21 protein-coding genes are annotated in these 21,300 nt (G+C 59.0%); 16 read left to right on the forward strand and 5 right to left on the reverse strand.

Annotated elements, in window-relative coordinates; translation table 11 throughout:
- Window positions 1-4: 4 nt before the first annotated feature.
- Window positions 5-724, reverse strand: coding sequence for a glycerophosphodiester phosphodiesterase (locus tag FHT97_RS21355; protein ID WP_183864174.1), 720 nt, complete (start codon window positions 722-724; stop codon window positions 5-7).
- Window positions 724-1,188 carry a RidA family protein gene (locus FHT97_RS21360; protein ID WP_183864175.1) on the reverse strand — a complete coding sequence of 155 codons (465 nt, stop codon included), beginning with the start codon at window positions 1,186-1,188 and terminating at the stop codon, window positions 724-726. The genes FHT97_RS21355 and FHT97_RS21360 overlap by 1 nt, the downstream gene beginning before the upstream one ends.
- 137 nt (window positions 1,189-1,325) lie before the next feature.
- On the opposite strand from FHT97_RS21360, the gene FHT97_RS21365 reads away from it, so the two are divergent.
- From FHT97_RS21365 to lpxB, 15 genes are all read left to right on the forward strand, one after another.
- On the forward strand, window positions 1,326-2,162 hold the full coding sequence (locus FHT97_RS21365) for a cell envelope integrity EipB family protein (RefSeq protein WP_183864176.1): 837 nt from the start codon (window positions 1,326-1,328) through the stop codon (window positions 2,160-2,162).
- A 178-nt stretch (window positions 2,163-2,340) separates the two neighbouring features.
- Window positions 2,341-2,991 carry a pentapeptide repeat-containing protein gene (locus FHT97_RS21370; protein ID WP_246712719.1) on the forward strand — a complete coding sequence of 217 codons (651 nt, stop codon included), beginning with the start codon at window positions 2,341-2,343 and terminating at the stop codon, window positions 2,989-2,991.
- Window positions 2,992-3,219: 228 nt separating this feature from the next.
- Window positions 3,220-3,987: a 30S ribosomal protein S2 gene (gene rpsB, locus FHT97_RS21375; protein ID WP_016553822.1), complete on the forward strand. Its 768-nt coding sequence runs from the start codon at window positions 3,220-3,222 to the stop codon at window positions 3,985-3,987.
- Window positions 3,988-4,230: 243 nt separating this feature from the next.
- Entirely contained in the window at window positions 4,231-5,157 is a 927-nt protein-coding gene (gene tsf / locus FHT97_RS21380; protein ID WP_037127686.1) for a translation elongation factor Ts, read from the forward strand.
- Window positions 5,158-5,250: 93 nt separating this feature from the next.
- Window positions 5,251-5,973: a UMP kinase gene (pyrH, locus tag FHT97_RS21385; RefSeq protein WP_016553824.1), complete on the forward strand. Its 723-nt coding sequence runs from the start codon at window positions 5,251-5,253 to the stop codon at window positions 5,971-5,973.
- Between the two features lie 51 nt (window positions 5,974-6,024).
- Window positions 6,025-6,585: a ribosome recycling factor gene (gene frr, locus FHT97_RS21390; protein WP_016553825.1), complete on the forward strand. Its 561-nt coding sequence runs from the start codon at window positions 6,025-6,027 to the stop codon at window positions 6,583-6,585.
- Window positions 6,586-6,627: 42 nt separating this feature from the next.
- Window positions 6,628-7,374: an isoprenyl transferase gene (locus tag FHT97_RS21395; RefSeq protein WP_183864177.1), complete on the forward strand. Its 747-nt coding sequence runs from the start codon at window positions 6,628-6,630 to the stop codon at window positions 7,372-7,374.
- Entirely contained in the window at window positions 7,374-8,207 is an 834-nt protein-coding gene (locus tag FHT97_RS21400; protein ID WP_183864178.1) for a phosphatidate cytidylyltransferase, read from the forward strand. Before FHT97_RS21395 ends, FHT97_RS21400 begins: the two co-directional genes overlap by 1 nt.
- A 28-nt stretch (window positions 8,208-8,235) precedes the next feature.
- Window positions 8,236-9,369 (forward strand): RIP metalloprotease RseP, encoded by a 1,134-nt coding sequence (rseP, locus tag FHT97_RS21405; protein WP_183864179.1) that lies wholly within the window; start codon window positions 8,236-8,238, stop codon window positions 9,367-9,369.
- A 195-nt stretch (window positions 9,370-9,564) separates the two neighbouring features.
- A complete protein-coding gene (gene bamA, locus FHT97_RS21410; RefSeq protein ID WP_183864225.1) occupies window positions 9,565-11,901 on the forward strand; it encodes an outer membrane protein assembly factor BamA in 2,337 nt (778 codons plus the stop codon).
- A gap of 50 nt (window positions 11,902-11,951) precedes the next feature.
- Complete coding sequence (lpxD, locus tag FHT97_RS21415; RefSeq protein ID WP_183864180.1) at window positions 11,952-13,013, forward strand: UDP-3-O-(3-hydroxymyristoyl)glucosamine N-acyltransferase; 1,062 nt, start codon at window positions 11,952-11,954, stop codon at window positions 13,011-13,013.
- Complete coding sequence (gene fabZ / locus FHT97_RS21420; RefSeq protein WP_183756936.1) at window positions 13,006-13,473, forward strand: 3-hydroxyacyl-ACP dehydratase FabZ; 468 nt, start codon at window positions 13,006-13,008, stop codon at window positions 13,471-13,473. Before lpxD ends, fabZ begins: the two co-directional genes overlap by 8 nt.
- Window positions 13,470-14,288, forward strand: coding sequence for an acyl-ACP--UDP-N-acetylglucosamine O-acyltransferase (lpxA, locus tag FHT97_RS21425; RefSeq protein ID WP_183864181.1), 819 nt, complete (start codon window positions 13,470-13,472; stop codon window positions 14,286-14,288). Before fabZ ends, lpxA begins: the two co-directional genes overlap by 4 nt.
- A 3-nt stretch (window positions 14,289-14,291) precedes the next feature.
- Window positions 14,292-15,173, forward strand: a complete 882-nt coding sequence (locus FHT97_RS21430) for an LpxI family protein (protein WP_183864182.1) — start codon at window positions 14,292-14,294, stop codon at window positions 15,171-15,173.
- Entirely contained in the window at window positions 15,170-16,351 is a 1,182-nt protein-coding gene (gene lpxB / locus FHT97_RS21435) for a lipid-A-disaccharide synthase (protein WP_183864183.1), read from the forward strand. The genes FHT97_RS21430 and lpxB overlap by 4 nt, the downstream gene beginning before the upstream one ends.
- Before the next feature lie 30 nt (window positions 16,352-16,381).
- Here lpxB and gltA read toward each other — a convergent pair whose 3' ends face one another.
- On the reverse strand, window positions 16,382-17,671 hold the full coding sequence (gltA, locus tag FHT97_RS21440) for a citrate synthase (protein ID WP_016553835.1): 1,290 nt from the start codon (window positions 17,669-17,671) through the stop codon (window positions 16,382-16,384).
- A 190-nt stretch (window positions 17,672-17,861) separates the two neighbouring features.
- Window positions 17,862-18,083 (reverse strand): hypothetical protein, encoded by a 222-nt coding sequence (locus FHT97_RS30985; RefSeq protein ID WP_246712713.1) that lies wholly within the window; start codon window positions 18,081-18,083, stop codon window positions 17,862-17,864.
- Window positions 18,084-18,174: 91 nt separating this feature from the next.
- Between FHT97_RS30985 and FHT97_RS21445 the strand changes: the two genes are divergently transcribed.
- Window positions 18,175-20,418 (forward strand): ComEC/Rec2 family competence protein, encoded by a 2,244-nt coding sequence (locus FHT97_RS21445; protein WP_246712714.1) that lies wholly within the window; start codon window positions 18,175-18,177, stop codon window positions 20,416-20,418.
- On the opposite strand, the gene lexA is transcribed toward FHT97_RS21445, so the two are convergent.
- The gene (gene lexA, locus FHT97_RS21450) at window positions 20,399-21,115 is read right to left on the reverse strand and encodes a transcriptional repressor LexA (RefSeq protein ID WP_016553836.1); all 717 of its coding nucleotides are present in this window, start codon (window positions 21,113-21,115) and stop codon (window positions 20,399-20,401) included. The two genes, FHT97_RS21445 and lexA, sit on opposite strands and share 20 nt — an antisense overlap.
- Window positions 21,116-21,300 lie beyond the last annotated feature (185 nt).

Raw genomic sequence — 21,300 nt, forward strand, 5'->3', positions numbered from 1 at the left:
AGCATCAAACCGAAAGGCGCGGATCGAATCCCTCGAATGTCATCTGGTCGGCATTCTCAAAGGTGTGCTTTCGTGCCTTTTCGTCACGGACGGTCCAAGTGATGACCATGACACCCTTTTCGCGCTGCGCCGTGATGAATGGGTTTGGCAGATCCGCGAAGAAGTAAGAAATGAAGTCAAGGCCGAGTTCCATGGCCTTTTCGTGGACTTCGAACTCTTCCGGTTTGTTGCCGCCGGCCGTCAGCCCGAGCGGATAGGGGGCATTCAGCCCCTTCAGGTCGCGAAGCAGCCAGTGGTCGAAGCTCATCAGGGCGACCTTGCCTTCATACCCTTCGAGCACTTCGAGAACGGCTTCCGCAAAGCCCTCGTCGTCGGCCTCACGGCCCTTCAGTTCGATGACCAAAGGCACTTGACCCTTTACGAGATCGAGCAGCTGACGCAGCGTTGGAATCTTGTCGGCTGTCCCGCCGACGGAGATGAGGCCGAGCTCTCGTGACGTACGCTCGCGCACGTCTCCCTTGAGATTGCACAGGCGCTCCAGGTCCTCGTCGTGGAAGACAACAGGCACGCCGTCAGAAGCGTAGTGCAGGTCGCATTCGATGGCGAAGCCCGCTTCGACTGCGCGCGAAAACGCGGAAAGCGTGTTTTCCCACACCGCCTTGTTGAGATCATGGTAGCCGCGATGAGCGACCGGCTGTTCCTTGAGCCATGCAGCGGAGGTCATCAGGCAATTTCCACAATCGCGTCGATTTCAACAGCAGCATTCAGGGGCAGCGCGGCCATGCCGACGGCGGCGCGCGCGTGCTTTCCGGCCTCACCGAGTACGGCTCCGATCAGGTTGGAGGCGCCATTGATCACGAGGTGCTGTTCGACGAAGTCGGGGGTCGAAGCCACGAAGCCATTGAGCTTGATAACACGTTTGATGCGACCAAGATCGCCGTCGAGAGCAGCTCGTGCCTGAGCAAGGATATTGATCGCACAGAGCTCCGCCGCGCGCTGGCCAGCTGCGACGTCGACGGTCTTGCCCAGATGACCGGTGATGATCTTGCCGTTTTCGAGCGGCAACTGCCCGGAGATGTAGAGGAGGTTCCCGCTGATGACGTAAGGAACGTAATTTGCGGCCGGTGCGGCAGCTTCAGGCAGGGATATCCCCATTTCTTTCAGGCGCGCAACGATTTGATCGGACATTTTCCTCTCCGCTTTTATTGTCAATAGTTCTAAAATTATGCATCAAGGCTTGGAATCAAGATTGTGACATTTTCGAGCCTCGATTTGGCCGAAAGCGTTCTTATAACATTGCAGGCGAGTCCAACAGGAGATTGTCAATGTTCCGATCGAGTCTTGCCGCAGTTCTTTTGGCGAGCGTTTCGACGACCGCCTATGCGGCGGCGCCAGTAACGAGTGCCGCAATTGCGACCGGTCTCGTTGCCCACAGGGCGGTCTACGATCTGGAATTGAAGGATGCCTCCGAGCGCTCTGGTATTTCGGGCATGTCCGGCCGTATGGTGTATGAGTTCGACGGCAACTATTGCACCGGCTTTACCACCAACTTCCGCTTTGTGACGCAGATCGACACCGGCGATACTGTCCGCGTCAGCGACCAGCAGACGAAGACCTTCGAGAATCTCAAGGATCGCAGGTTCACCTTCGACACGAAATCCTTCACCGACGACCAGCTTGATAAAGAAGTCAACGGCGCCGCCCAGGACCTGGCCGAAGGTGTGAAGGTTGCCCTGACGCAACCGGCCAGCAAGGAACTGCAGCTTGGCGCAAGCCGTTTCCCGACGGAGCACATGCTTGATGTGATCGAGAATGCCAAGGCAGGCAAGCGCCTGTTCGAGGCACGCGTCTTTGACGGCTCGGATGACGGTGACAAGGCGCTGGTGACGACGACTGTCGTCGGCAAGCAGGTGGCGCCGGCGACCGATGAGGCCGATGCGGGCAATGCCGGCGCCTTCTCGAAGGCCGCCTTCTGGCCCGTCACGATCTCGTATTTCAATGAGAATACCAAAACGGATACGTTGCCCGTGTATCGCATGTCGTTCAAGCTCTACGAAAACGGCATCACCCGCGATCTGACCATGGACTACGGCGACTTTGTTTTGACCGGCAGGCTTGCCAAGCTCGAGCTGCTCGACAGCAAGTCGGCTGCCTGCAAATAATCGTCGCGGCTGGCCGCGATCGCGATTGTCGCTATGTCTAAGTAAACCCTCTCTATGCTACTAATTCAAATGGCGCGCTGATTTCAGCGCAAGGGTCGGATTTGGAGTGAGAATCTTGGCGATACGGCATGGTGTTTTGGGTGGTGGGCTCTTCGGTATCTCGACTGCGGTCGCGCTAATGTGGCTCACCGGCGCCCCACCACTGGCGTCGGATTGCAGCAGCATGCCGGTGGCTGGAATCGACTGGAGGGAGTGCACCAAGAAAAATCTCATGTTGCAGGGGAGCGACTTTCAGGGCGCCAACCTGGCTGACGCAGATCTCAGCCTGACCAATCTCAGCGGTACCAATTTGTCCTCCGCGAATTTCGAGAAAGCAACGCTGGTGCGGGCTTGGTTCACAGGGGCACAAGCTGGCAAGGCGAACTTCTCGAAGATCGAGGCCTATCGCTCTGGCTTCGAGAATGTCTCTGCAGAAGGCGCGTCGTTCGCGGGGGCAGAACTGCAACGCTCGAATTTCAGTGGTGCCAAGCTCAGCGGCGCAAATTTCGAGAAAGCCGAACTTAGCCGCGCCAGCTTCGCCAGGGCCGTTCTCACCGGTACCAAGTTTTCTCTCGCGAACCTGTCGCGCGCCGATCTGAGTCGGGCAACTCTTGAAGGACCGGCAGCGTTCGATCGCGCCTTTATGTTTCTGACGCGAATCGAAGGACTTGATTTGTCTGCCGCGACCGGTCTCGAGCAGGCTCAAATCGATCTTGCTTGCGGCGATGCGAAGACGAAGTTGCCTGCCGGACTTTCCGCTCCGGCGAGTTGGCCCTGCGAATCCGATTGATTGTGCAGGTGTAGCGCAGCTAGTTGTGCGTCACATCCCTGGCTTCCCTTGTCGCTTTTTTTGCCGAGAGCCTTGATTTTCCGCGGAAGGGGGGGTATGGGCACCCGCATTCCACACGTAAGGCATGGGATTGTCCGGGAGAAATCCGGATGGTTCCGCCCGGTGGCATCCTCGAAGAGGGGGTGCTGTTAGCCTTGCGGAGGTTCAACCGGAAAAGGATAACAAGGCATGGCATTGCCCGATTTTTCTATGCGCCAGCTCCTCGAAGCAGGCGTCCACTTCGGCCACCAGACGCACCGCTGGAACCCGAAGATGAAGCCGTACATTTTCGGCGATCGTAACAACATCCACATCATCGATCTGGCTCAGACCGTTCCGATGCTGTCGCGCGCCCTGCAGGTTGTCTCCGACACCGTTGCTCGTGGCGGCCGCGTTCTCTTCGTTGGCACCAAGCGCCAGGCTTCTGAGCTCATCGCTGACTCGGCCAAGCGTTCCGCTCAGTACTATGTCAACTCGCGTTGGCTCGGCGGCATGATGACCAACTGGAAGACGATCTCCAACTCGATCCAGCGTCTGCGCAAGCTCGACGAAATCCTGTCTTCGGAACAGTCTGGCTACAACAAGAAAGAGCGCCTGAACCTCGAGCGCGAGCGCGAAAAGCTCGACAAGGCTCTCGGTGGTATCAAGGACATGGGCGGCACGCCTGACCTGATGTTCATCATCGACACCAACAAGGAAAAGATCGCGATCGACGAAGCCAAGCGCCTCGGCATCCCGGTTGTCGCAATCATCGACTCGAACTGCGATCCGGACCTGATCGACTATCCGATCCCGGGCAACGACGACGCTTCGCGCGCCATCGCTCTCTACTGCGACCTGATCGCTCGTGCAGCTATCGACGGTATCGCTCGCCAGCAGAGCTCGTCGGGCCGCGACCTCGGCGCATCGATCGAAGCTCCGGTTGAGCCGGCGCTCGAAGGCGAAGCCGAAGCCTGATAAAAGAAGCAGGCGGGTCGAATGGTCCGCCATGCTTTCCAGAGATTGGGAAAGGCCGCTCGCGACTCTCAGAAGTTCGGCGGCCTTGACCGTTTCAGGCGAGGGAAATCAGTCCTTCGCCATACAAGTTTCGTTATGACGCGTCATTCATCACGCTGTCATACATACAGGTACATTTCGTGCCTCAATCCGGTGCCGCACCGCCTTTCGCGGGCCACCGTTTGAACCGACAAGAGGAAGCTTATGACCGAGATTACGGCTGCACTGGTGAAGGAACTGCGCGAGAAGTCCGGCGCAGGCATGATGGACTGCAAGAAGGCGCTGCTGGAAAACAACGGCGACATCGAAGCGTCGATCGACTGGCTCCGCGCAAAGGGCATCTCGAAGGCCGACAAGAAGGCTGGTCGCGCTGCTGCTGAAGGCCTGGTTGCCATCGCTGGCGCCGGCCACAAGGCTGTTGTCGTCGAGCTGAACTCGGAAACCGACTTCGTTGCCCGTAACGACGCGTTCCAGGACCTCGTTCGTGGCATCGCCAACGTTGCTCTGTCCACCGACGGCACGGTTGAAGCCATTGCCGCTGCGACCTACCCGGCATCCGGCAAGCCGGTCGCCGACACCATCAAGGACGCGATCGCGACCATCGGCGAAAACATGACGCTCCGTCGCGCTGCCAAGCTCGAAGTCGAGCACGGCGTTGTTGCGACCTACATCCACAACGCTGCTGGCGACGGCATCGGCAAGCTCGGCGTTCTCGTCGCGCTGAAGTCGGAAGGCGACAAGGCTGTCCTGACCTCGATCGGCCGCCAGGTTGCCATGCACATCGCTGCGACCAACCCGCTCGCAATCCGCGCCGAAGAAGTCGACGCTGCCGTTGCCGAGCGCGAACGCAACGTCTTCATCGAGCAGGCCCGCGAATCCGGCAAGCCGGAAGCCATCATCGAAAAGATGGTCGAAGGCCGCATGCGCAAGTTCTTCGAAGAAGTCGCTCTGCTCTCGCAGGCTTTCGTCATCAACCCCGACCTGACGGTCGGCGCTGCTGTCAAGGAAGCTGAAAAGGAAGCCGGCGCCAAGATCGAAGTCGTCGGCATGGCGCGTCTTCTCCTCGGCGAAGGCGTCGAGAAGGAAGAGAGCGACTTCGCTGCTGAAGTTGCCGCGGTCGCCAAGGGCTGATCGACCTATACATGTGAAAACCGAAGGGCATCGCGTGACAACGCGGTGCCCTTCGTGTATCCGGCACACAGCGGTAAAATACGAGGAGCCACGATGTCGTCAGAGCCTGTCTACAAACGCGTTCTACTCAAGGCTTCCGGCGAAGCCCTCATGGGCAGCCAGGGATTTGGAATTGATGTAGCGGTCGCAGACCGCATCGCGGCTGACATAGCCGAAGCGCGGCAGATGGGTGTGGAAGTCGGCGTCGTCGTCGGCGGCGGCAACATCTTCCGCGGTGTCGCAGTTGCCTCTAAGGGAGGCGATCGCGTTACAGGCGACCACATGGGGATGCTCGCTACCGTGATCAACGCGCTGGCGTTGGCAACGTCGCTGCGCAAGCTGAACATCGATACCGTGGTGCTCTCAGCCATTGCCATGCCCGAAATCTGCGAGAGCTTCTCGCAGCGTGCAACCCTTTATCATTTGTCGCTCGGTCGCGTCGTGATCTTCGCTGGCGGCACAGGCAACCCGTTCTTCACGACGGACTCGGCAGCAGCACTGCGCGCCGCCGAAATGGGCGCGGAAGCGATCTTCAAGGGAACACAGGTCGATGGTATCTATTCGGCTGACCCGAAAAAGGATCCTGAGGCGACACGTTTCAACCATCTGACGCACAAGGAAGTCCTCGACAAGGGACTTGCCGTCATGGACGTTGCAGCCGTCGCTCTGGCGCGCGAGAATTCAATTCCAATCATCGTTTTCTCGATCCACGAGAAGGGTGGTTTTGCTGAAATCCTCAAGGGCGGTGGCCTCAAGACCGTCGTCTCTGATAACTGATTGAGTGGGCGGCTCGTTTGCCGCAGCTTCTACCAAGACGGGAGCAATGAAATGAGTGAAGGCATCGACATCAAGGAACTCAAGCGCCGCATGGATGGTGCGATTTCCGCGTTCAAGCACGATATCGCATCGCTGCGCACCGGCCGCGCCTCGGCCAACATTCTCGACCCCGTCATGGTCGAGGCCTATGGTTCGCGCGTGCCGCTGAATCAGGTGGCAAACGTGACCGTCCCAGAGCCGCGTATGCTTGGCATCTCCGTCTGGGACAAGTCGATGGTCAACGCCGTGGATCGCGCGATCCGCGAGGCCAACCTCGGACTCAATCCGATCATCGATGGCCAGAACCTGCGCATCCCGCTGCCGGAACTGAACGAAGAGCGCCGCAAGTCGCTGGTGAAGGTCGCCCACGACTATGCCGAGAAGAGCAAGGTTGCGATTCGCCACGTGCGGCGCGATGGCATGGACGGCCTTAAGAAAGCCGAAAAGGACGGTGTGATTGGCCAGGATGAAAGCCGGGCGCAGTCAGATCGTGTGCAGAAGATGACCGACGAGACGATTTCTGAGGTCGACCGCTTGCTTGGCGACAAGGAAAAGGAAATCATGCAGGTTTAGGCGCGCTGCGGCTGCGCCTTGGCTGCAAGAACCGGACGGGAAATGTCGGAACGAACATTTTTGACTGTGCCAGAACACGTTGCCATCATCATGGATGGCAACGGCCGATGGGCAAAGCAGCGCGGACTTCCGCGAACGATGGGACATCGAAAGGGCGTGGACGCCGTGCGCGAGACGGTTCGTGCCGCCGGCGACGTGGGGATCAAATACCTTACTCTCTTCGCCTTTTCCTCGGAAAACTGGCGCCGCCCGGAAACGGAAGTGTCCGATCTGCTCGGCCTGCTGAAGGCCTTCATTCGCCGCGACCTAGCTGAGCTTCATCGCCAAAACGTGCGCGTAAAGGTGATCGGCGACCGATACAGCCTGAAGAGCGATATCCTCAATCTTCTCGTGGACGCCGAAGAGACGACGAAGTCGAACACCGCGCTCACACTCATTATCGCTTTCAATTATGGGTCGCGCGACGAGATTGCTCGCGCAATGGCAAGTCTTGCGCATGACGTTGAGGCGGGGCGATTGAGGGCCCAGGACATTTCTCCCGCGTTGATCAACGCGCGGCTCGACACGGCTGGTATCCCGGATCCCGATCTGATCATTCGCACGAGCGGCGAAGAGCGCCTTTCCAACTTCCTCCTTTGGCAGGCCGCTTATTCGGAGTTCATTTTCGTTCCGGAATATTGGCCGGACTTCAGCCGGGATATCTTCTATTCAGCACTGGAGACCTTCGCGTCACGCGACCGTCGCTTCGGCGGACTGGTGGCGCAGACTGCTGCGGCAGTGGGCACCTGATGCAGCAGGAGCTGAAGCTACGCATCGTCTCCGGCGTGATACTTGCCGTTCTCGTGCTGCTGGCCACCTGGTATGGTGGCGTCGCCTTTAGCTTGCTGTCCGCATTGATCGGACTGCTTATCTATTATGAATGGTCGACGATCACGAGGCTCGCGACGGAGCAGCCGGTTGCCAACGCCATCGGTTGGTTAGGGCAGGCGGCGATCGCGGTGGCCGTCGTCGCGGGTACGCTCGGATATTCTCTGATTCTCCTTGCGTTGTTCTTTCTGATTGCTGTCGGCTTCGTGTTTGTGTCCGGCGTATCGCGCTGGTTTCCTACAGGCATCGTGTATGCCGGCCTTACGGGAATTGCCCTCTCGAGCATCCGCGGTGCCGATAGCGTCGGGCTTTTCGCGATGCTCTTCGTATTCGCAGTGGTGTGGTCGACCGACATTCTTGCCTATTTCGTCGGGCGCGCCATCGGTGGTCCGAAGCTGGCGCCGAAGATATCCCCCGGAAAGACATGGTCCGGCGCCATCGGCGGCGCCGTCTCCGCTGTGATCGCCGGCAGCCTGGTTGCCTATTTTGCCTTTCCGCAAAGCGTCGTCCTCGCAGCGTCGGTCGCCTTCATTCTGTCGGTCTGCAGCCAGAGTGGCGATCTTTTCGAATCCTTCATCAAGCGCCGCTTCGGCGTCAAGGATTCGAGCCATCTGATCCCTGGGCACGGCGGCGTCATGGATCGCGTCGATGGGCTCATTTTCGCCTGCTTTGCGGCGTTCTTGCTAGCTGGGCTTTTTTCGCTGATAAAGGGCGGCGAAATAACGTCGCTCGGTGCAGCCCTGTTCGGCGTATAATGTCTGCAAAGGCTGGCGGAAAAATCAGATGCTTGGCTTGACCGGTATACTCGCGTTCCTGACGGGCTACATCGTGCCCTTCGTCCTCGTATTGTCGTTGCTCGTCTTCGTGCACGAGATGGGACACTATCTTGTCGGGCGCTGGAGCGGCATCCGGATATTGGCGTTCTCGATTGGCTTCGGCCCGGAATTGATCGGCTTCACCGACAGGCATGGAACGCGCTGGAAGCTCTCCCTGATACCGCTCGGCGGCTACGTGCGGTTCTTCGGCGATGAGGACGTGTCGAGCAAGCCCGATGACGACAAGCTGGCGGGAATGTCGGAAGAAGACAGAGCACGGTCTTTCGCCGGCGCCAAGTTGTGGAAGCGGGCAGCGACGGTTGCCGCCGGCCCGATTGCGAACTTCATCCTGGCGATTGCGATTTTCGCGGTTCTTTTTTCGATCTACGGCCGGTCGGTTGCCGATCCCGTCGTTGCAGAGGTTAAGGCCGGCAGTGCCGCTGCCGAAGCTGGTGTGGTGCCAGGTGACCTCTTGATCGCAATCGATGGCACGAAGGTCGAAACCTTCGATGATGTTCGGCGCTACGTCAGCATTCGGCCCGAGCAGCGGATTGTCGTGACGATCGAGCGCAACGGCGAGAAGCTGGATGTGCCGATGGTGCCGGCCCGGACCGACATGACCGATCAATTCGGCAATAAGATCGAGATCGGCCTGATCGGTATCGTCACCAACCAGGAGGTCGGCCACTTCCGGGTGCAGACCTACTCGCCGCTGGAGGCCGTCAAGGAGGGCACGATCCAGACCTGGCACATCGTAACCGGCACCTTCAAGTATATCGGCAATCTCATTTCGGGTTACATGAAGCCTGACCAACTCGGCGGACCCATCCGCGTCGCCCAGGCTTCCGGCCAGATGGCGACCTTGGGCGTTGCAGCTTTGCTGCAGCTCGCCGCTGTCTTGTCGGTTTCCATCGGATTACTGAACTTGATGCCGGTTCCGGTACTTGATGGTGGTCATTTGATGTTCTATGCGATTGAAGCGGTGAGGGGAAAACCGTTGGGTTCGTCTGCCCAGGACATTGCGTTCCGCATTGGCTTGGCGATGGTTTTGAGCTTGATGGTTTTTGCCACCTGGAACGATATAAGCGCTTTGATTGGTTGATTGCCGGACGAGGGAAAATTACCGTTTATTTACGATGTTTCAAAGGTGTAGTGGCGAATGCGTCACGCTTTGAAATGAAGTAAACAGAAATTAACTTGCTCCCTTGCTTGTATGACAAAAGCGGGTAAAACGACACACGTGGCCGGAATCGGGGGACGCCTGACGCCGGGGACGAGAAAAAAGGTAATGGGTGAAATGAAGGCTGGTTCAAGATTTTTGAACGCAGTATCGGCGGTTGCGCTGTCTGCAGGTATTGTTGCTTCGGGGGCAGGTGCAACGGTTTTCGTCTCGGCAACGACGGCAGAAGCTGCAGTTATTCAGCGTGTGGATGTGCGTGGCGCCAGCCGTGTTGGTGCTGAGGCCGTTCGCTCAAACCTCACCATCCAGCCCGGCAAGAGCTTCTCTAATACCGATATCGATGACTCGGTGAAGCAACTCTACGACACCGGCTATTTCTCCGACGTCAAGATTTCGGTCTCGGGTAGCACGCTCGTCGTTACCGTCGAGGAAGCTCAGCTCGTCAATCAGGTCGTCTTCAACGGCAACCGCAAGATCAAGGACGACAAGCTTGCGGCTGTCGTAAAGACGCATGCCGCTGGCCCTTACAATGAGGCGCAGATTCAGTCGGATATTCAGGCGATCAAGGACGCGTATGCCGCGACGGGTCGAAGTGAAGTTCAGGTAACCACGCAGGTCGTTCCCCTCGGCGAAGGACGCGTGAACTTGGCTTTCGTCGTCGACGAAGGTGACCGCACCAAGATTGCTGCCATCAATTTCGTAGGCAACAACGCCTACAGCTCCGGCCGTCTCTCCTCGGTCATCGCGACCAAGCGCTCGAACTTTCTGTCTTTCCTGACCCGCAAGGACGTTTACAGCGAAGACAAGCTTCATGCGGACGAAGAGGCGCTGCGCCAGTTCTACTACAACCGCGGCTACGCAGACTTCCGTATCATATCTTCCGACGCGGCTTTCGACGAGGCAACGAACAAGTACACGCTGACCTTCAATATTGAAGAAGGCCCTCGGTATGATTTCGGTGCTGTATCCGTGCAGTCGACGGTCCCGGGTATCGATTCCAATCAGCTTCAGGGGCTCGTCCGGACACACGAAGGTCAGGTCTACAGCGCCAAGGAAGTGCAGAAGTCCATGGAGGCGATCTCCGATCAGGTCGCTTCCGCCGGCTATCCGTTTGCCCGCGTTACGCCGCGCGGTAACCGTGATCTGGGCAACAACACGATCGGTGTCGAATACCTGGTTGACCAGGGTGAGCGCGCATACGTCGAGCGCATCGAAATTCGCGGTAACAGCCGTACGCGTGACTTCGTCATCCGTCGTGAGTTCGACATGAGCGAAGGCGACGCCTTCAATCAGCAGATGATCACCAGGGCCAAGCGCCGTCTCGAAGCTCTCGGCTATTTCTCGTCGGTTAACATCTCGACGCAGCCGGGCAGCTCGCCGGATCGCGTTGTCGTCGTCGTTGACGTCCAGGACCAGGCGACCGGCTCGTTCGGCATCGGCGCAGGTTACGCTGCCGGCGGTGATGGCCTTCTTCTCGAAGCCTCAGTTGAGGAAAAGAACTTCCTCGGTCGTGGTCAGTACATCAAGGTTAGTGCCGGTGGCGGTCAGGAAGGTTCGCAGACTTACGGCCTGAACTTCACCGAGCCGTACTTCCTGGGCTATCGTTTGGCGGTTGGTTTCGACCTCAACCACAGCGAGACGTCGAGCAACGATAACTACGACTACGAGGAAAACAGCGGTGTTCTGCGTGCGACAGCTCCGATCACGGAAGACCTCGCGACGACGTTCCGCTACAACTACAAGCAGATGAAGTACGACCCGTCGGGTTCGCTGAGTAACTTGTCTGCGCCGTACCAGAACCTCGTTGAAAATAGCCCGTGGGTGAAGTCGTCTGTTTCGCAGACGCTGACCTACAACACTCTTGACGACATGACGCTGCCTCGCGAAGGCATCTATGCAAGCGTTACGCAGGAAATTGCCGGCCTGGGCGGCGACTCGCAGTTCTACAAACTCTACGGTAAGGCACGCTATTTCCACCTGCTCGCTGACGATGCCGACATCATCGGGTCGCTTACCGGCTCGGCGGGCTATGTTGTCGGCTTTGACAAGAACCTGAACGTCTTTGACCAGTTCACGCTGACCAACGGCGATATCAGAGGCTTTGAAAACAAGGGTATCGGCCCGCGTATCGCCGGCTCCAACGACGACCCGCTTGGTGGCACGACCTACTTTACCGTGTCGGCTGAAGCGACATTCCCGCTGCCGTTGGTCCCGCGTGACTTCGGCTTGCGTGGCGCCTTGTTTGCCGATGCCGGTACACTGTTCGGCAATGATGTCGACCCGCTTGGTGATACCGTCAACGGCGAAGATGCATCGCTGCGCGCGTCCGTTGGCGTTGGTCTCATGTGGGCGTCGCCATTTGGTACGCTGCGCGTCGACTACGCTATTCCGGTCGCCAAGGAAGACTTCGACAAGACGCAGCACTTCAAGTTTGGCATAAACAACCAATTCTGATATCGGCAGTCCGGAACCGTAAAACCGAATTCCGTTCTGGAGATTTGCCGATGGAGCAAAATGGCTTTTTTCTGCCCCATGATGGCGTGAAACTCTCGGAGTTGGCGCAGTATCTTGGGGCAGAGCTTGCTGACCCCAAGGACGCAGATGTTGTGATACGCTCCGTTTCGCCCGTAAGCCGGGCGAAGGCGGGTGACATCTGTTATATCATGTCGAAGAGGAGCAAGGACGAGCTCGCGACGTGCGCGGCATCCGCTGTGCTTTGCACCGCCGGCTTGCGATCGTTGGTACCCGATCATCTGCCTGTCCTGATTTCGAAGAATGCCCATGCTGCCTTTGCTATGGCGGGTGGCTATCTCTACCCGAAGGCACTTCGGCCGGAGGCGCTGTTGTCCGAAGGCTCCGGCATCTCGGATCGTGCAGTTGTCGACAAGACGGCGCGTCTGGAAGGCGAGGTCTCGGTCGAGCCTTTCGCGGTCATCGGCGCACATGCCGAAATCGGAGAGGGCACGCACATCGGAGCCGGCGCGATCATCGGGCCAAACGTCAAGATCGGCCGCAATTGCACGATCGCCGCCGGCGCAAGCGTGCTTTGCGCGCTCTTGGGCAACGGCGTGATCATTCACAATGGCGCGCGCATTGGCCAGGATGGCTTCGGCTATGCTCCGGGCCCACGCGGGATGATCAAGATCGTTCAGGTCGGCCGCGTCATCATTCAGGATCATGTGGAGATCGGCGCCAATACCACGATTGATCGCGGTGCCATGGATGATACCGTCATCGGCGAAGGCACGAAGATCGATAATCAGGTCCAGATTGGTCACAACTGCCGAATTGGGCGTCATTGCGCCATCGTTTCGCAGGTCGGCATCGCTGGTAGCACGGTTCTCGGTGATGGCGTGCAGATCGGCGGGCAGGCCGGACTGAACGGGCATATCAAGATCGGTGACGGAGTGCAGATCGCCGCGAAGAGCGGTGTGGTCGGCGACATACCTGCCGGCGAACGTTACGGTGGTGTGCCGGCGCGTCCCATCAACGATTTTCTGCGAGAGACCGCAGCGATTTTGGCCCGGTCGACCGGCAGCAAGAAAACGGGAGAAAAGAATGACTGAAGAAGCAAAGACTTCGCTCTCTTCGGCAGACATCATGGAGATCATGAAGCTGCTGCCGCATCGTTATCCGTTCCTGCTGGTGGATAGGATCATCGATATCGACGGTGACGAGTCCGCGATCGGCATCAAGAACGTGACCGCAAACGAACCGCATTTTACCGGTCACTTTCCGGAGTCTCCGATCATGCCGGGTGTCCTGCTCATCGAGGGTATGGCACAGACAGCCGGTGCGATCTGCGCCAAGAAGCAGGGGGAGACCGGGAACCTGGTCTACTTCATGACGATTGACAACGCGCGCTTCCGCAAGCCGGTCGTTCCCGGCGACCGCGTCGAATATCACGTGAAGAAACAGAAGCAGCGCGGTAATATCTGGAAGTTCCACTGCGATGCGAAGGTTGATGGCGCGCTCGTCGCCGAAGCCGACATCGGGGCGATGATCGTTCGCAAGGATCAGGCATGAGCAGGATAGCAGCCAGCGCCAAGATTCACGCCATGGCGGTCGTCGAAGACGGCGCTGTGATCGGCGAGAACGTCAAGATCGGTCCCTTTTGTTACGTTGGACCGAATGTCACGCTGGGTGATAGCGTAGAGTTGCTTGCGCATTCCGTCGTATCGGGCCGCACGACGCTCGGCAGCGGGTGCCGCATTTTCCCAATGGCCGTGATCGGCGGGGATCCTCAGAGCGTTCATCACGGTGGCGAAGAGACGACCTTGACGGTCGGCGACAACTGCACCTTCCGCGAAGGTGTCACGGTCAACACGGGTACCGCTGATTTCGGTAGCCAGACGATTGTGGGCAACAACAACCTGTTCCTGGCGAATTCGCATATCGCCCATGATTGCCGGGTTGGAAGCAACGTCATCATGTCCAACAACGTCATGCTTGCCGGCCACGTAACGATCGAGGATCGCGTCATTCTCGGTGGTGGCTGCGCCGTGCATCAGTTCACGCGCGTCGGTCGACAGGCATTTGTAGGTGGGCTGTCCGCGGTTAGCTACGACGTCATCCCTTATGGGATGCTGAATGGCAATCCGGGCCTTTTGAGCGGCTTGAATGTCGTCGGTATGACCCGCGCCGGCATTGATCGCGCGACGATTCACACAGTGCGCCGGGCCTATAAGGCGATCTTCGAAGGCGATAATTCGATCCGAGACAATGCCGCCGCACTCCGCGACGAGTATGCTGGTTGCGAGCAAGTCATTCAAATTCTTGATTTCATCGCTGCCGAAAGCGACCGCGCTCTTTCATCTCCGACCAGGGGACAGAAAGGGTGATGCTTGGCTCTCGCGGGTGACATGGCAAAAGGCCGCTTGGCAATCATCGCAGGCAGCGGTCTTCTGCCGTCCTATGTTGCTACGGCCGCGCGCCAGGCAGGTGAAGATCCCTTCATTATCGCGCTGAAAGATGAAGCGGACCGCTCCTGGGATGGCTTTGATCACGCGGTGATCGGCGTCGGTGACTTCGCTGCTCTCAGTCGGATATTCGCGAGCAACGGCGTAGATCGAGTCGTCATGTCGGGAGGCGTGCGCCGGCGTCCGGAGTGGCGTGAGGTCCGCCCGACGCTGAAAACGATCGTGAAATTGCCGTCGACGGTCCGCACGCTGCTCGCTGGTGGCGACGATGCCGTATTGCGCATGGTCATTACCTTGATCGAGGGGAACGGACGCCGCGTCGTCGGCGCGCATGAGATCGCACCACACCTCCTTGCGACCGTCGGTCCGTTGGGCGCAGTGCGACCGGGACCTGATGATCGAAGAGATATCGCGCGCGCCGCGGAAGCGGCCGATGCGCTTGGCAGGCTGGATGTCGGGCAAGGGGCGGTTTCAGTTGGCGGCCGCATTGTTGCGCTCGAGGGCGTCGAAGGCACGGACAGCATGCTGGACCGTGTCGCTGACCTGCGATCAGCCGGGCGCATTTCTGCGCGTCGCCGCGGCGTACTGGTCAAACTCTGCAAACCTCAGCAAGATATCCGCGCGGATCTGCCATCGATCGGCATTTCGACGATCGAGAACCTGAAAAGGGCGGGCCTGGCGGGCGTTGCTGTCGAGGCGGGTCGCTCGCTCATCCTGGAGCGTGACGCTGTCATCAAGGCTGCGGATGAGGCCGGTATTTTCGTGTGCGGACTGGATAGAGGTTTGCCATCCTGGGGGCTAGCGTGAGCGATGCGTCGCTAAAAGTTGCCATCGTTGTTGGAGAGGTCTCGGGTGACCTTCTGGGGGCGGATCTGATCGCCGCCCTGAAACGACAGTTTCCGGGCGGTGTAGATCTCGTCGGCGTTGGCGGCGAGGGGCTCGAGACGCAGGGCCTGCGCTCGCTTTTCGATTTCTCTGAACTGCAGGTGATGGGCATCACGCAAGTACTGTCGACGTTGCCAAGGCTCGTCCGGCGTATTGGCGAGACGGCGTCGGCAATCATCGCGGCAAAACCCGACGTGCTCGTTATCGTCGACAGTCCGGATTTCACGCATAGGGTTGCAAAGCGGGTCCGCAGGGCGCTGCCCGGCTTGCCTGTTGTCAATTATGTTTGCCCGAGTGTTTGGGCATGGAAGGAATATCGCGCACAGCGCATGCTCGCCTATGTCGATCATGTGCTCGCTGTCTTGCCGTTCGAGCCTGAGGTGATGCGCAAACTGGGCGGGCCGCCGACGACCTATGTTGGCCACCGTTTGACGGCCGACCCAAACCTGTTGGACGCCCGACGCCGGCGTGCGCAGACCAAGCCACGGACACGGGCCGACCGCAAGACAGTGATGTTGCTGCCAGGCTCGCGCTCAAGCGAGATTACCAAGCTGCTGCCCCACTTTGGCGACGCCGTCACCGAGTTGGTGGCGCGCAACGGCGAGATGCGTTTCGTCTTGCCGACGATGCCGCGCCGCGAGGCCATGATCCGTGAGTTCGTCAAGGAGTGGACGACCAAGCCGGAGATCGTGGCCGGCGCCGAGGCGAAGTGGCAGGCGTTCACCGAAGCGGATGCCGCCATGGCGGCATCTGGGACCGTCGTGCTTGAGCTGGCGCTGACCGGCGTCCCGTGTGTTTCGGCGTACAAGACGGACTGGATCATCAAGCTCATGACCAGCCAGATCAAAACCTGGAGCGCGGCCCTTCCGAACCTGATCGCCGACTACGCCGTTGTGCCCGAGTATATCAACGACGTGGTGCGAGGCGGCAGCTTTGCGCGCTGGATGGAGAAGCTGTCGGTGGACACCTTGCCACGGCAGGCGATGATGGAAGGGTTTGACGTTCTCTGGCAGAGAATGCAGACCGAAAAGCCGCCGGGGGAACATGCGGCCGAAATCGTCCTCGATGTCCTTCAAAAGAAAAAGCCCGGCCATTCCTGACCGGGCTTCTTTGCTATCTGTGATCGCTGATTAGCGCTTGGAAACAGGCACGTAATCGCGTTGCGGCTCACCGACATAGAGCTGACGCGGGCGACCGATGCGCTGTTCCGGATCCTCGATCATTTCGTTCCACTGGGCAATCCAGCCGACCGTACGGGCGAGAGCAAACAGCACGGTGAACATGGTCGTGGGAAAGCCCAGAGCCTTCAGCGTGATGCCGGAGTAGAAGTCGATGTTCGGATAGAGCTTCTTCTCGATGAAGTACTCGTCAGTCAGTGCAATGCGCTCGAGTTCCATCGCCACTTCGAGCAGCGGATCGTCCTTGACGCCCAGCTCGCCGAGAACTTCATGCGTCGTCTTCTGCATGATCTTGGCGCGCGGATCGTAGTTCTTGTAAACGCGGTGACCGAAGCCCATCAGGCGGAACGGATCGTTCTTATCCTTGGCGCGGGCGATGTATTCCGGAATGCGGTCAACGGTGCCGATTTCGGTCAACATGTTCAGCGCTGCTTCGTTGGCGCCGCCGTGAGCCGGGCCCCAGAGGCATGCAATGCCGGCTGCGATGCAGGCAAACGGGTTCGCGCCCGACGAGCCGGCAAGGCGGACGGTCGAGGTCGAGGCGTTCTGCTCGTGGTCGGCGTGCAGGATGAAGATGCGGTCCATTGCTCGCGAGAGCACCGGATTAACGACATATTCCTCACAGGGAACTGCAAAGCACATGCGCAGGAAGTTCGAGGCGTAGTCGAGATCGTTCTTCGGGTAAACGAAGGGCTGGCCGATGTGATACTTGTAGGCCATGGCGGCGAGTGTCGGCATCTTGGCGATCATGCGCAGGCTTGCCACCATGCGCTGATGCGGATCCGTGATGTCGGTCGAGTCATGGTAGAAGGCGGACAGCGCGCCGACACAGCCGCACATGACAGCCATCGGATGCGCATCGCGGCGGAAGCCCGTAAAGAACCGGCTCATCTGTTCATGCACCATCGTGTGATGCGTGACACGATAGTCGAAATCCTTCTTCTGGGCAGCGGTCGGCAGTTCGCCGTAGAGAAGCAGATAGCAGACTTCGAGGAAGTCGCCGTGCTCGGCAAGCTGTTCGATCGGATAGCCGCGATGCAATAGCACACCGGCGTCGCCGTCGATGTAGGTGATTTTCGATTCACAGGATGCGGTCGAGGTGAAACCAGGATCGTAAGTGAAGGAAGCCGTGTTCTTGTAGAGGGCGCCGATATCGATGACATCAGGACCGATCGTGCCGCTCTTGACGGCGAGATCGACTGATTTGTCACCGATTTTCAGTGTTGCGCTTTGTTCCGTCATTCTGATCCTCCAAACTGGCGGGTGGCGCCATAAAAGCGCCATAGGGTTAAGCGTCGTCGATGATTGCTATATGATCGCGCGCCTAATGCCAAGTTACCGTGATGCCATTTTGTGCATCGCAGTATCAACTTTTGGGCACTGCTGCGATGAGCCCTGCGCATAGCAGAAGCCGATGATAATCCTTGGCTTTTCAGCGTTCAGATTTTCCTTCAGATTTCAATCGATTATTATTGCCCGACGCCTCGATAGCTTGCATTGTGGTTGCAAGGGCGGCTGTTTTTTGGCGCAAATGCATGCCGGGGTTGAAGCCATTTGAAGTAACGAAGGCCGTGCCTGCCGCGGATGCTTCCGCGCGTGCAGCGGAGCCGTCTCTCCTGTTGAATCGATCGGCCGCCAAGCTGTTGCCGGCCATGCGCACGCAGTCCTCCATCGCGTGGCCGACACGGATCAAAGCTGCGACACGGGACTGGGCTTCATGGCTCCAAGGTTCCGCGACAGCGGAGATGGAACATGGACGGTTGTTTCTGTTCTCGCCGGTCTTCCTCGGAGCCGGCGCCGTCCTCTGGTTCGAACTGGCAAGTGACCCTCCCACGATGCGCTTGATGGCATGGGTTGTTGTGTTGGCACTTGTTGCAATGGCGGTGGGCCAAGGGCGGCCGTTTGTCCGGAGTTCAGCACTGGCCGGCTTGCTTTGCATCGCGGGAATGCTTTCGGCCCAATACGAAACGCGGAGCAGGGCGACCGTCATACTGGATACGCCCGTCACCACAACGATCACTGGTCGGGTCGAGCGTCGGGAGGGGGATGGCGCGGGTCGTTGGCGCTATATCCTCTCCATTTCCGGCACTCAGTCGCCTCAGATTAGGCGGCCGCCAGACCGGGTTTCAGTCGTCGCGCGTGGGCAGAAAGAACCGTTCGAAATCGGGGAGTGGTTGACGGGGCGGGCACGATTGACCCCGCCTGCGGGACCCGCGCTGCCTGGGCTCAACGACTTTGCCTTCAGCGCTTATTTCGACGAGATTGGCGCGAACGGTTTCTTTTATGGTTCGCCAAGCGTTTCAATGCCGCCGGCGGTCGGCACACCATCGATTTCGGAGCGCGGAGCCAACTGGCTGGATTCCCTCCGAAGCGGAATCGGAGACCGCATCCGTGGAATCCTGCCGGGCGACACCGGCGCCTTTGCGGCGTCGCTTGTCACCGACGAGCGGCGCGCGATCTCGAGGGAAACCACCGACGCGCTGCGACAGGCGGGTCTGGCGCATATCGTGGCAATCTCCGGTCTCAACATGGCGCTCTCCGCGGGTATCTTCTTCGTCGGCCTACGCCAACTGCTGAGCCTGTTTCCATCCGTTACGCAGGCGTACCCGACCAAGAAGATTGCAGCTGCTGGCGCGCTCGTCGCCCTGACAGCCTATTACATGATCTCGGGCTTTGCGGTCTCGGCAGAGCGAGCCTTCATCATGATGGCAATCATGCTGGCCGCTGTATTCTTCGACAGGCCGTCAATCAGTCTACGCAACATTGCCCTATCGGCTTGGGTGATTCTGCTCTTGTCTCCATCCGAGGCGCTAGGCCCGAGCTTCCAGATGTCATTTGCGGCGACTCTTGCGCTGGTTGCCGGTTATGCGATGTGGGCGAAGCGAGCCGCGCGCGAGCATCCCTTGCTGCAAGTCAGGGCAGTGAAGCCCGTAGTTTTTGTCGCACGCTTCTTTGCTGGCATCCTCCTTTCCTCGATGATCGGAGGCTTCTCGACCGCGCTCTTTGCAGTCGAACATTTCCATCGGCTCAGCGCTTATGGATTGCCCGCAAATCTCATGGCCATGCCGGTAATCTCCTTCGTGGTGATGCCTATGGGCATGTTCGCGATGCTGCTGACGCCGTTTGGCCTCGATGTCGTTCCCTGGAAAATCGCCGGGTTCGGGCTCGAAATTGTGATCGCCATTGCAAAGATGGTCTCGGGATGGGGCGGCAACGTCGATATCGGCCGATTGCCGGTTTGGTACTTTCCTGTCGCCGTCGCAGGCTTCCTCGTGCTTGCGCTTCTGCGCACCAGACTGCGGTACCTCGGCGCTGTTGCGATCGCGTTGACAACTCTGCTCGTTGTGCTCGCGCCGTCCAGACCGGCGCCAGATTTCATCATTGCCGAGGATGGCGGTCTCGTCGCGATTGTCGACAATCAGGTTATTGCTTCCAACCGGACGCGCCCACCCGACTTCATTTTCGACCAATGGCGAAGGGCTCTGGTTGCGGAGCAAGCCCGGCCGCCGCTCCTGATAGAGGGTGTCAAACCGGTCCGCCGGCGAGACGGCGACGGCAAGCCCGGGAGGCTCTCGGCCGACGAATTGCATAACGCCCGCAACGCGTTGCGGCAGGCCGTTGCGAGAGGCGTTGAGAACCGTTTCGTCTGCCGGAAAGGCGCTTGGTGCACAGCGGCGCACGGCAGCGGCTACGTTCTGACAATCGTCGAAGATCCCGCCTACGTCGGCGCTGCCTGCGACACCGCCGACATCGTCGTTACGCCCGCTCGTCTGCGCGCAAGCGAATGCCGGTCAGGTGCATTGTTGTTCACGGGCGAAACCTTGCGCCGCTCGGGTGCGGCAGAGATACGAATAGACGAACAGGGAACGCCTGTCGTGACGACGGCCTATACGACACTTGACCGGCCCTGGATGCTGCATCGGGCATATAATTGGCGAAGCGGCACCTTCGACGGAGAGCTGCCTGTCTTTAGTGATAGCGGCGAATGAGGCCGACCAGCTTGCCCTGAACCTTGACGCGATCGGGTCCGAAAATACGCGTTTCATAAGCCGGGTTCGCAGCTTCAAGCGCGATCGAAGCGCCCTTGCGGCGGAAGCGCTTGAGGGTTGCTTCCTCGTCATCGACAAGTGCGACAACAATATCGCCGGCGTTGGCGGTGCTGCCGTTGCGGATAATCACCGTATCGCCGTCGAAGATGCCGGCCTCGATCATCGAGTCACCCTTCACCTCGAGCGCATAATGCTCGCCTGGGCCAAGCATGTCGGCCGGAACCGTGATGTCGTGCGTATTGTTCTGGATTGCAGAAATTGGCACGCCTGCAGCGATCCGCCCCATAACAGGTACAGAGGCCGAATTGCCATTGTCCGCATGCGCGGCCGGCTTTGGCGGCGCGACCGGTTGAGGTTTGCCAAGGCTGCCCTCGATCACGCTCGGCGAGAAACCGCGGCGCGGCTGGAGACTGGGATTATATGCCTCTGGCAGCTTGATGACCTCCAGAGCGCGGGCTCGATTCGGCAGTCGGCGAATGAAGCCGCGTTCTTCCAGCGCCGTAATCAGGCGGTGGATGCCCGACTTCGACGCGAGATCGAGAGCGTCCTTCATTTCGTCGAAAGATGGGGGGACACCGGACTCCTTCATTCGTTCGTGAATGAAGAGAAGAAGCTCCTGTTGCTTGCGCGTCAGCATCGAAGTTGAACCCCAGAGTTGTGAAACAAAGCCAGAACAGACACTATATGTTCCATATGTGTTCTGCAAGTACCTAAATTTTCGTAAAACTTGCCTGCAACTTGTTCAGTTTTTGCGTCGCTTTTGAGTGAATGCGGAGAAGGGGGTTGCATTGTTCTCTTGCCCGGCGCACATCTTCGCAAATC

The organism is Rhizobium sp. BK399 (assembly GCF_014194695.1).
GTDB lineage: Bacteria > Pseudomonadota > Alphaproteobacteria > Rhizobiales > Rhizobiaceae > Rhizobium.

Coding starts and splice junctions, on each gene's coding strand:
- FHT97_RS21355 (WP_183864174.1), bottom strand. CDS start 724: ATGACCTCCGCTGCATGGCTCAAGGAACAGCCGGTCGCTCATCGCGGC.
- FHT97_RS21360 (WP_183864175.1), bottom strand. CDS start 1,188: ATGTCCGATCAAATCGTTGCGCGCCTGAAAGAAATGGGGATATCCCTG.
- FHT97_RS21365 (WP_183864176.1), top strand. CDS start 1,326: ATGTTCCGATCGAGTCTTGCCGCAGTTCTTTTGGCGAGCGTTTCGACG.
- FHT97_RS21370 (WP_246712719.1), top strand. CDS start 2,341: ATGTGGCTCACCGGCGCCCCACCACTGGCGTCGGATTGCAGCAGCATG.
- rpsB (WP_016553822.1), top strand. CDS start 3,220: ATGGCATTGCCCGATTTTTCTATGCGCCAGCTCCTCGAAGCAGGCGTC.
- tsf (WP_037127686.1), top strand. CDS start 4,231: ATGACCGAGATTACGGCTGCACTGGTGAAGGAACTGCGCGAGAAGTCC.
- pyrH (WP_016553824.1), top strand. CDS start 5,251: ATGTCGTCAGAGCCTGTCTACAAACGCGTTCTACTCAAGGCTTCCGGC.
- frr (WP_016553825.1), top strand. CDS start 6,025: ATGAGTGAAGGCATCGACATCAAGGAACTCAAGCGCCGCATGGATGGT.
- FHT97_RS21395 (WP_183864177.1), top strand. CDS start 6,628: ATGTCGGAACGAACATTTTTGACTGTGCCAGAACACGTTGCCATCATC.
- FHT97_RS21400 (WP_183864178.1), top strand. CDS start 7,374: ATGCAGCAGGAGCTGAAGCTACGCATCGTCTCCGGCGTGATACTTGCC.
- rseP (WP_183864179.1), top strand. CDS start 8,236: ATGCTTGGCTTGACCGGTATACTCGCGTTCCTGACGGGCTACATCGTG.
- bamA (WP_183864225.1), top strand. CDS start 9,565: ATGAAGGCTGGTTCAAGATTTTTGAACGCAGTATCGGCGGTTGCGCTG.
- lpxD (WP_183864180.1), top strand. CDS start 11,952: ATGGAGCAAAATGGCTTTTTTCTGCCCCATGATGGCGTGAAACTCTCG.
- fabZ (WP_183756936.1), top strand. CDS start 13,006: ATGACTGAAGAAGCAAAGACTTCGCTCTCTTCGGCAGACATCATGGAG.
- lpxA (WP_183864181.1), top strand. CDS start 13,470: ATGAGCAGGATAGCAGCCAGCGCCAAGATTCACGCCATGGCGGTCGTC.
- gltA (WP_016553835.1), bottom strand. CDS start 17,671: ATGACGGAACAAAGCGCAACACTGAAAATCGGTGACAAATCAGTCGAT.
- FHT97_RS30985 (WP_246712713.1), bottom strand. CDS start 18,083: ATGGCCGGCAACAGCTTGGCGGCCGATCGATTCAACAGGAGAGACGGC.
- FHT97_RS21445 (WP_246712714.1), top strand. CDS start 18,175: ATGGAACATGGACGGTTGTTTCTGTTCTCGCCGGTCTTCCTCGGAGCC.
- lexA (WP_016553836.1), bottom strand. CDS start 21,115: ATGCTGACGCGCAAGCAACAGGAGCTTCTTCTCTTCATTCACGAACGA.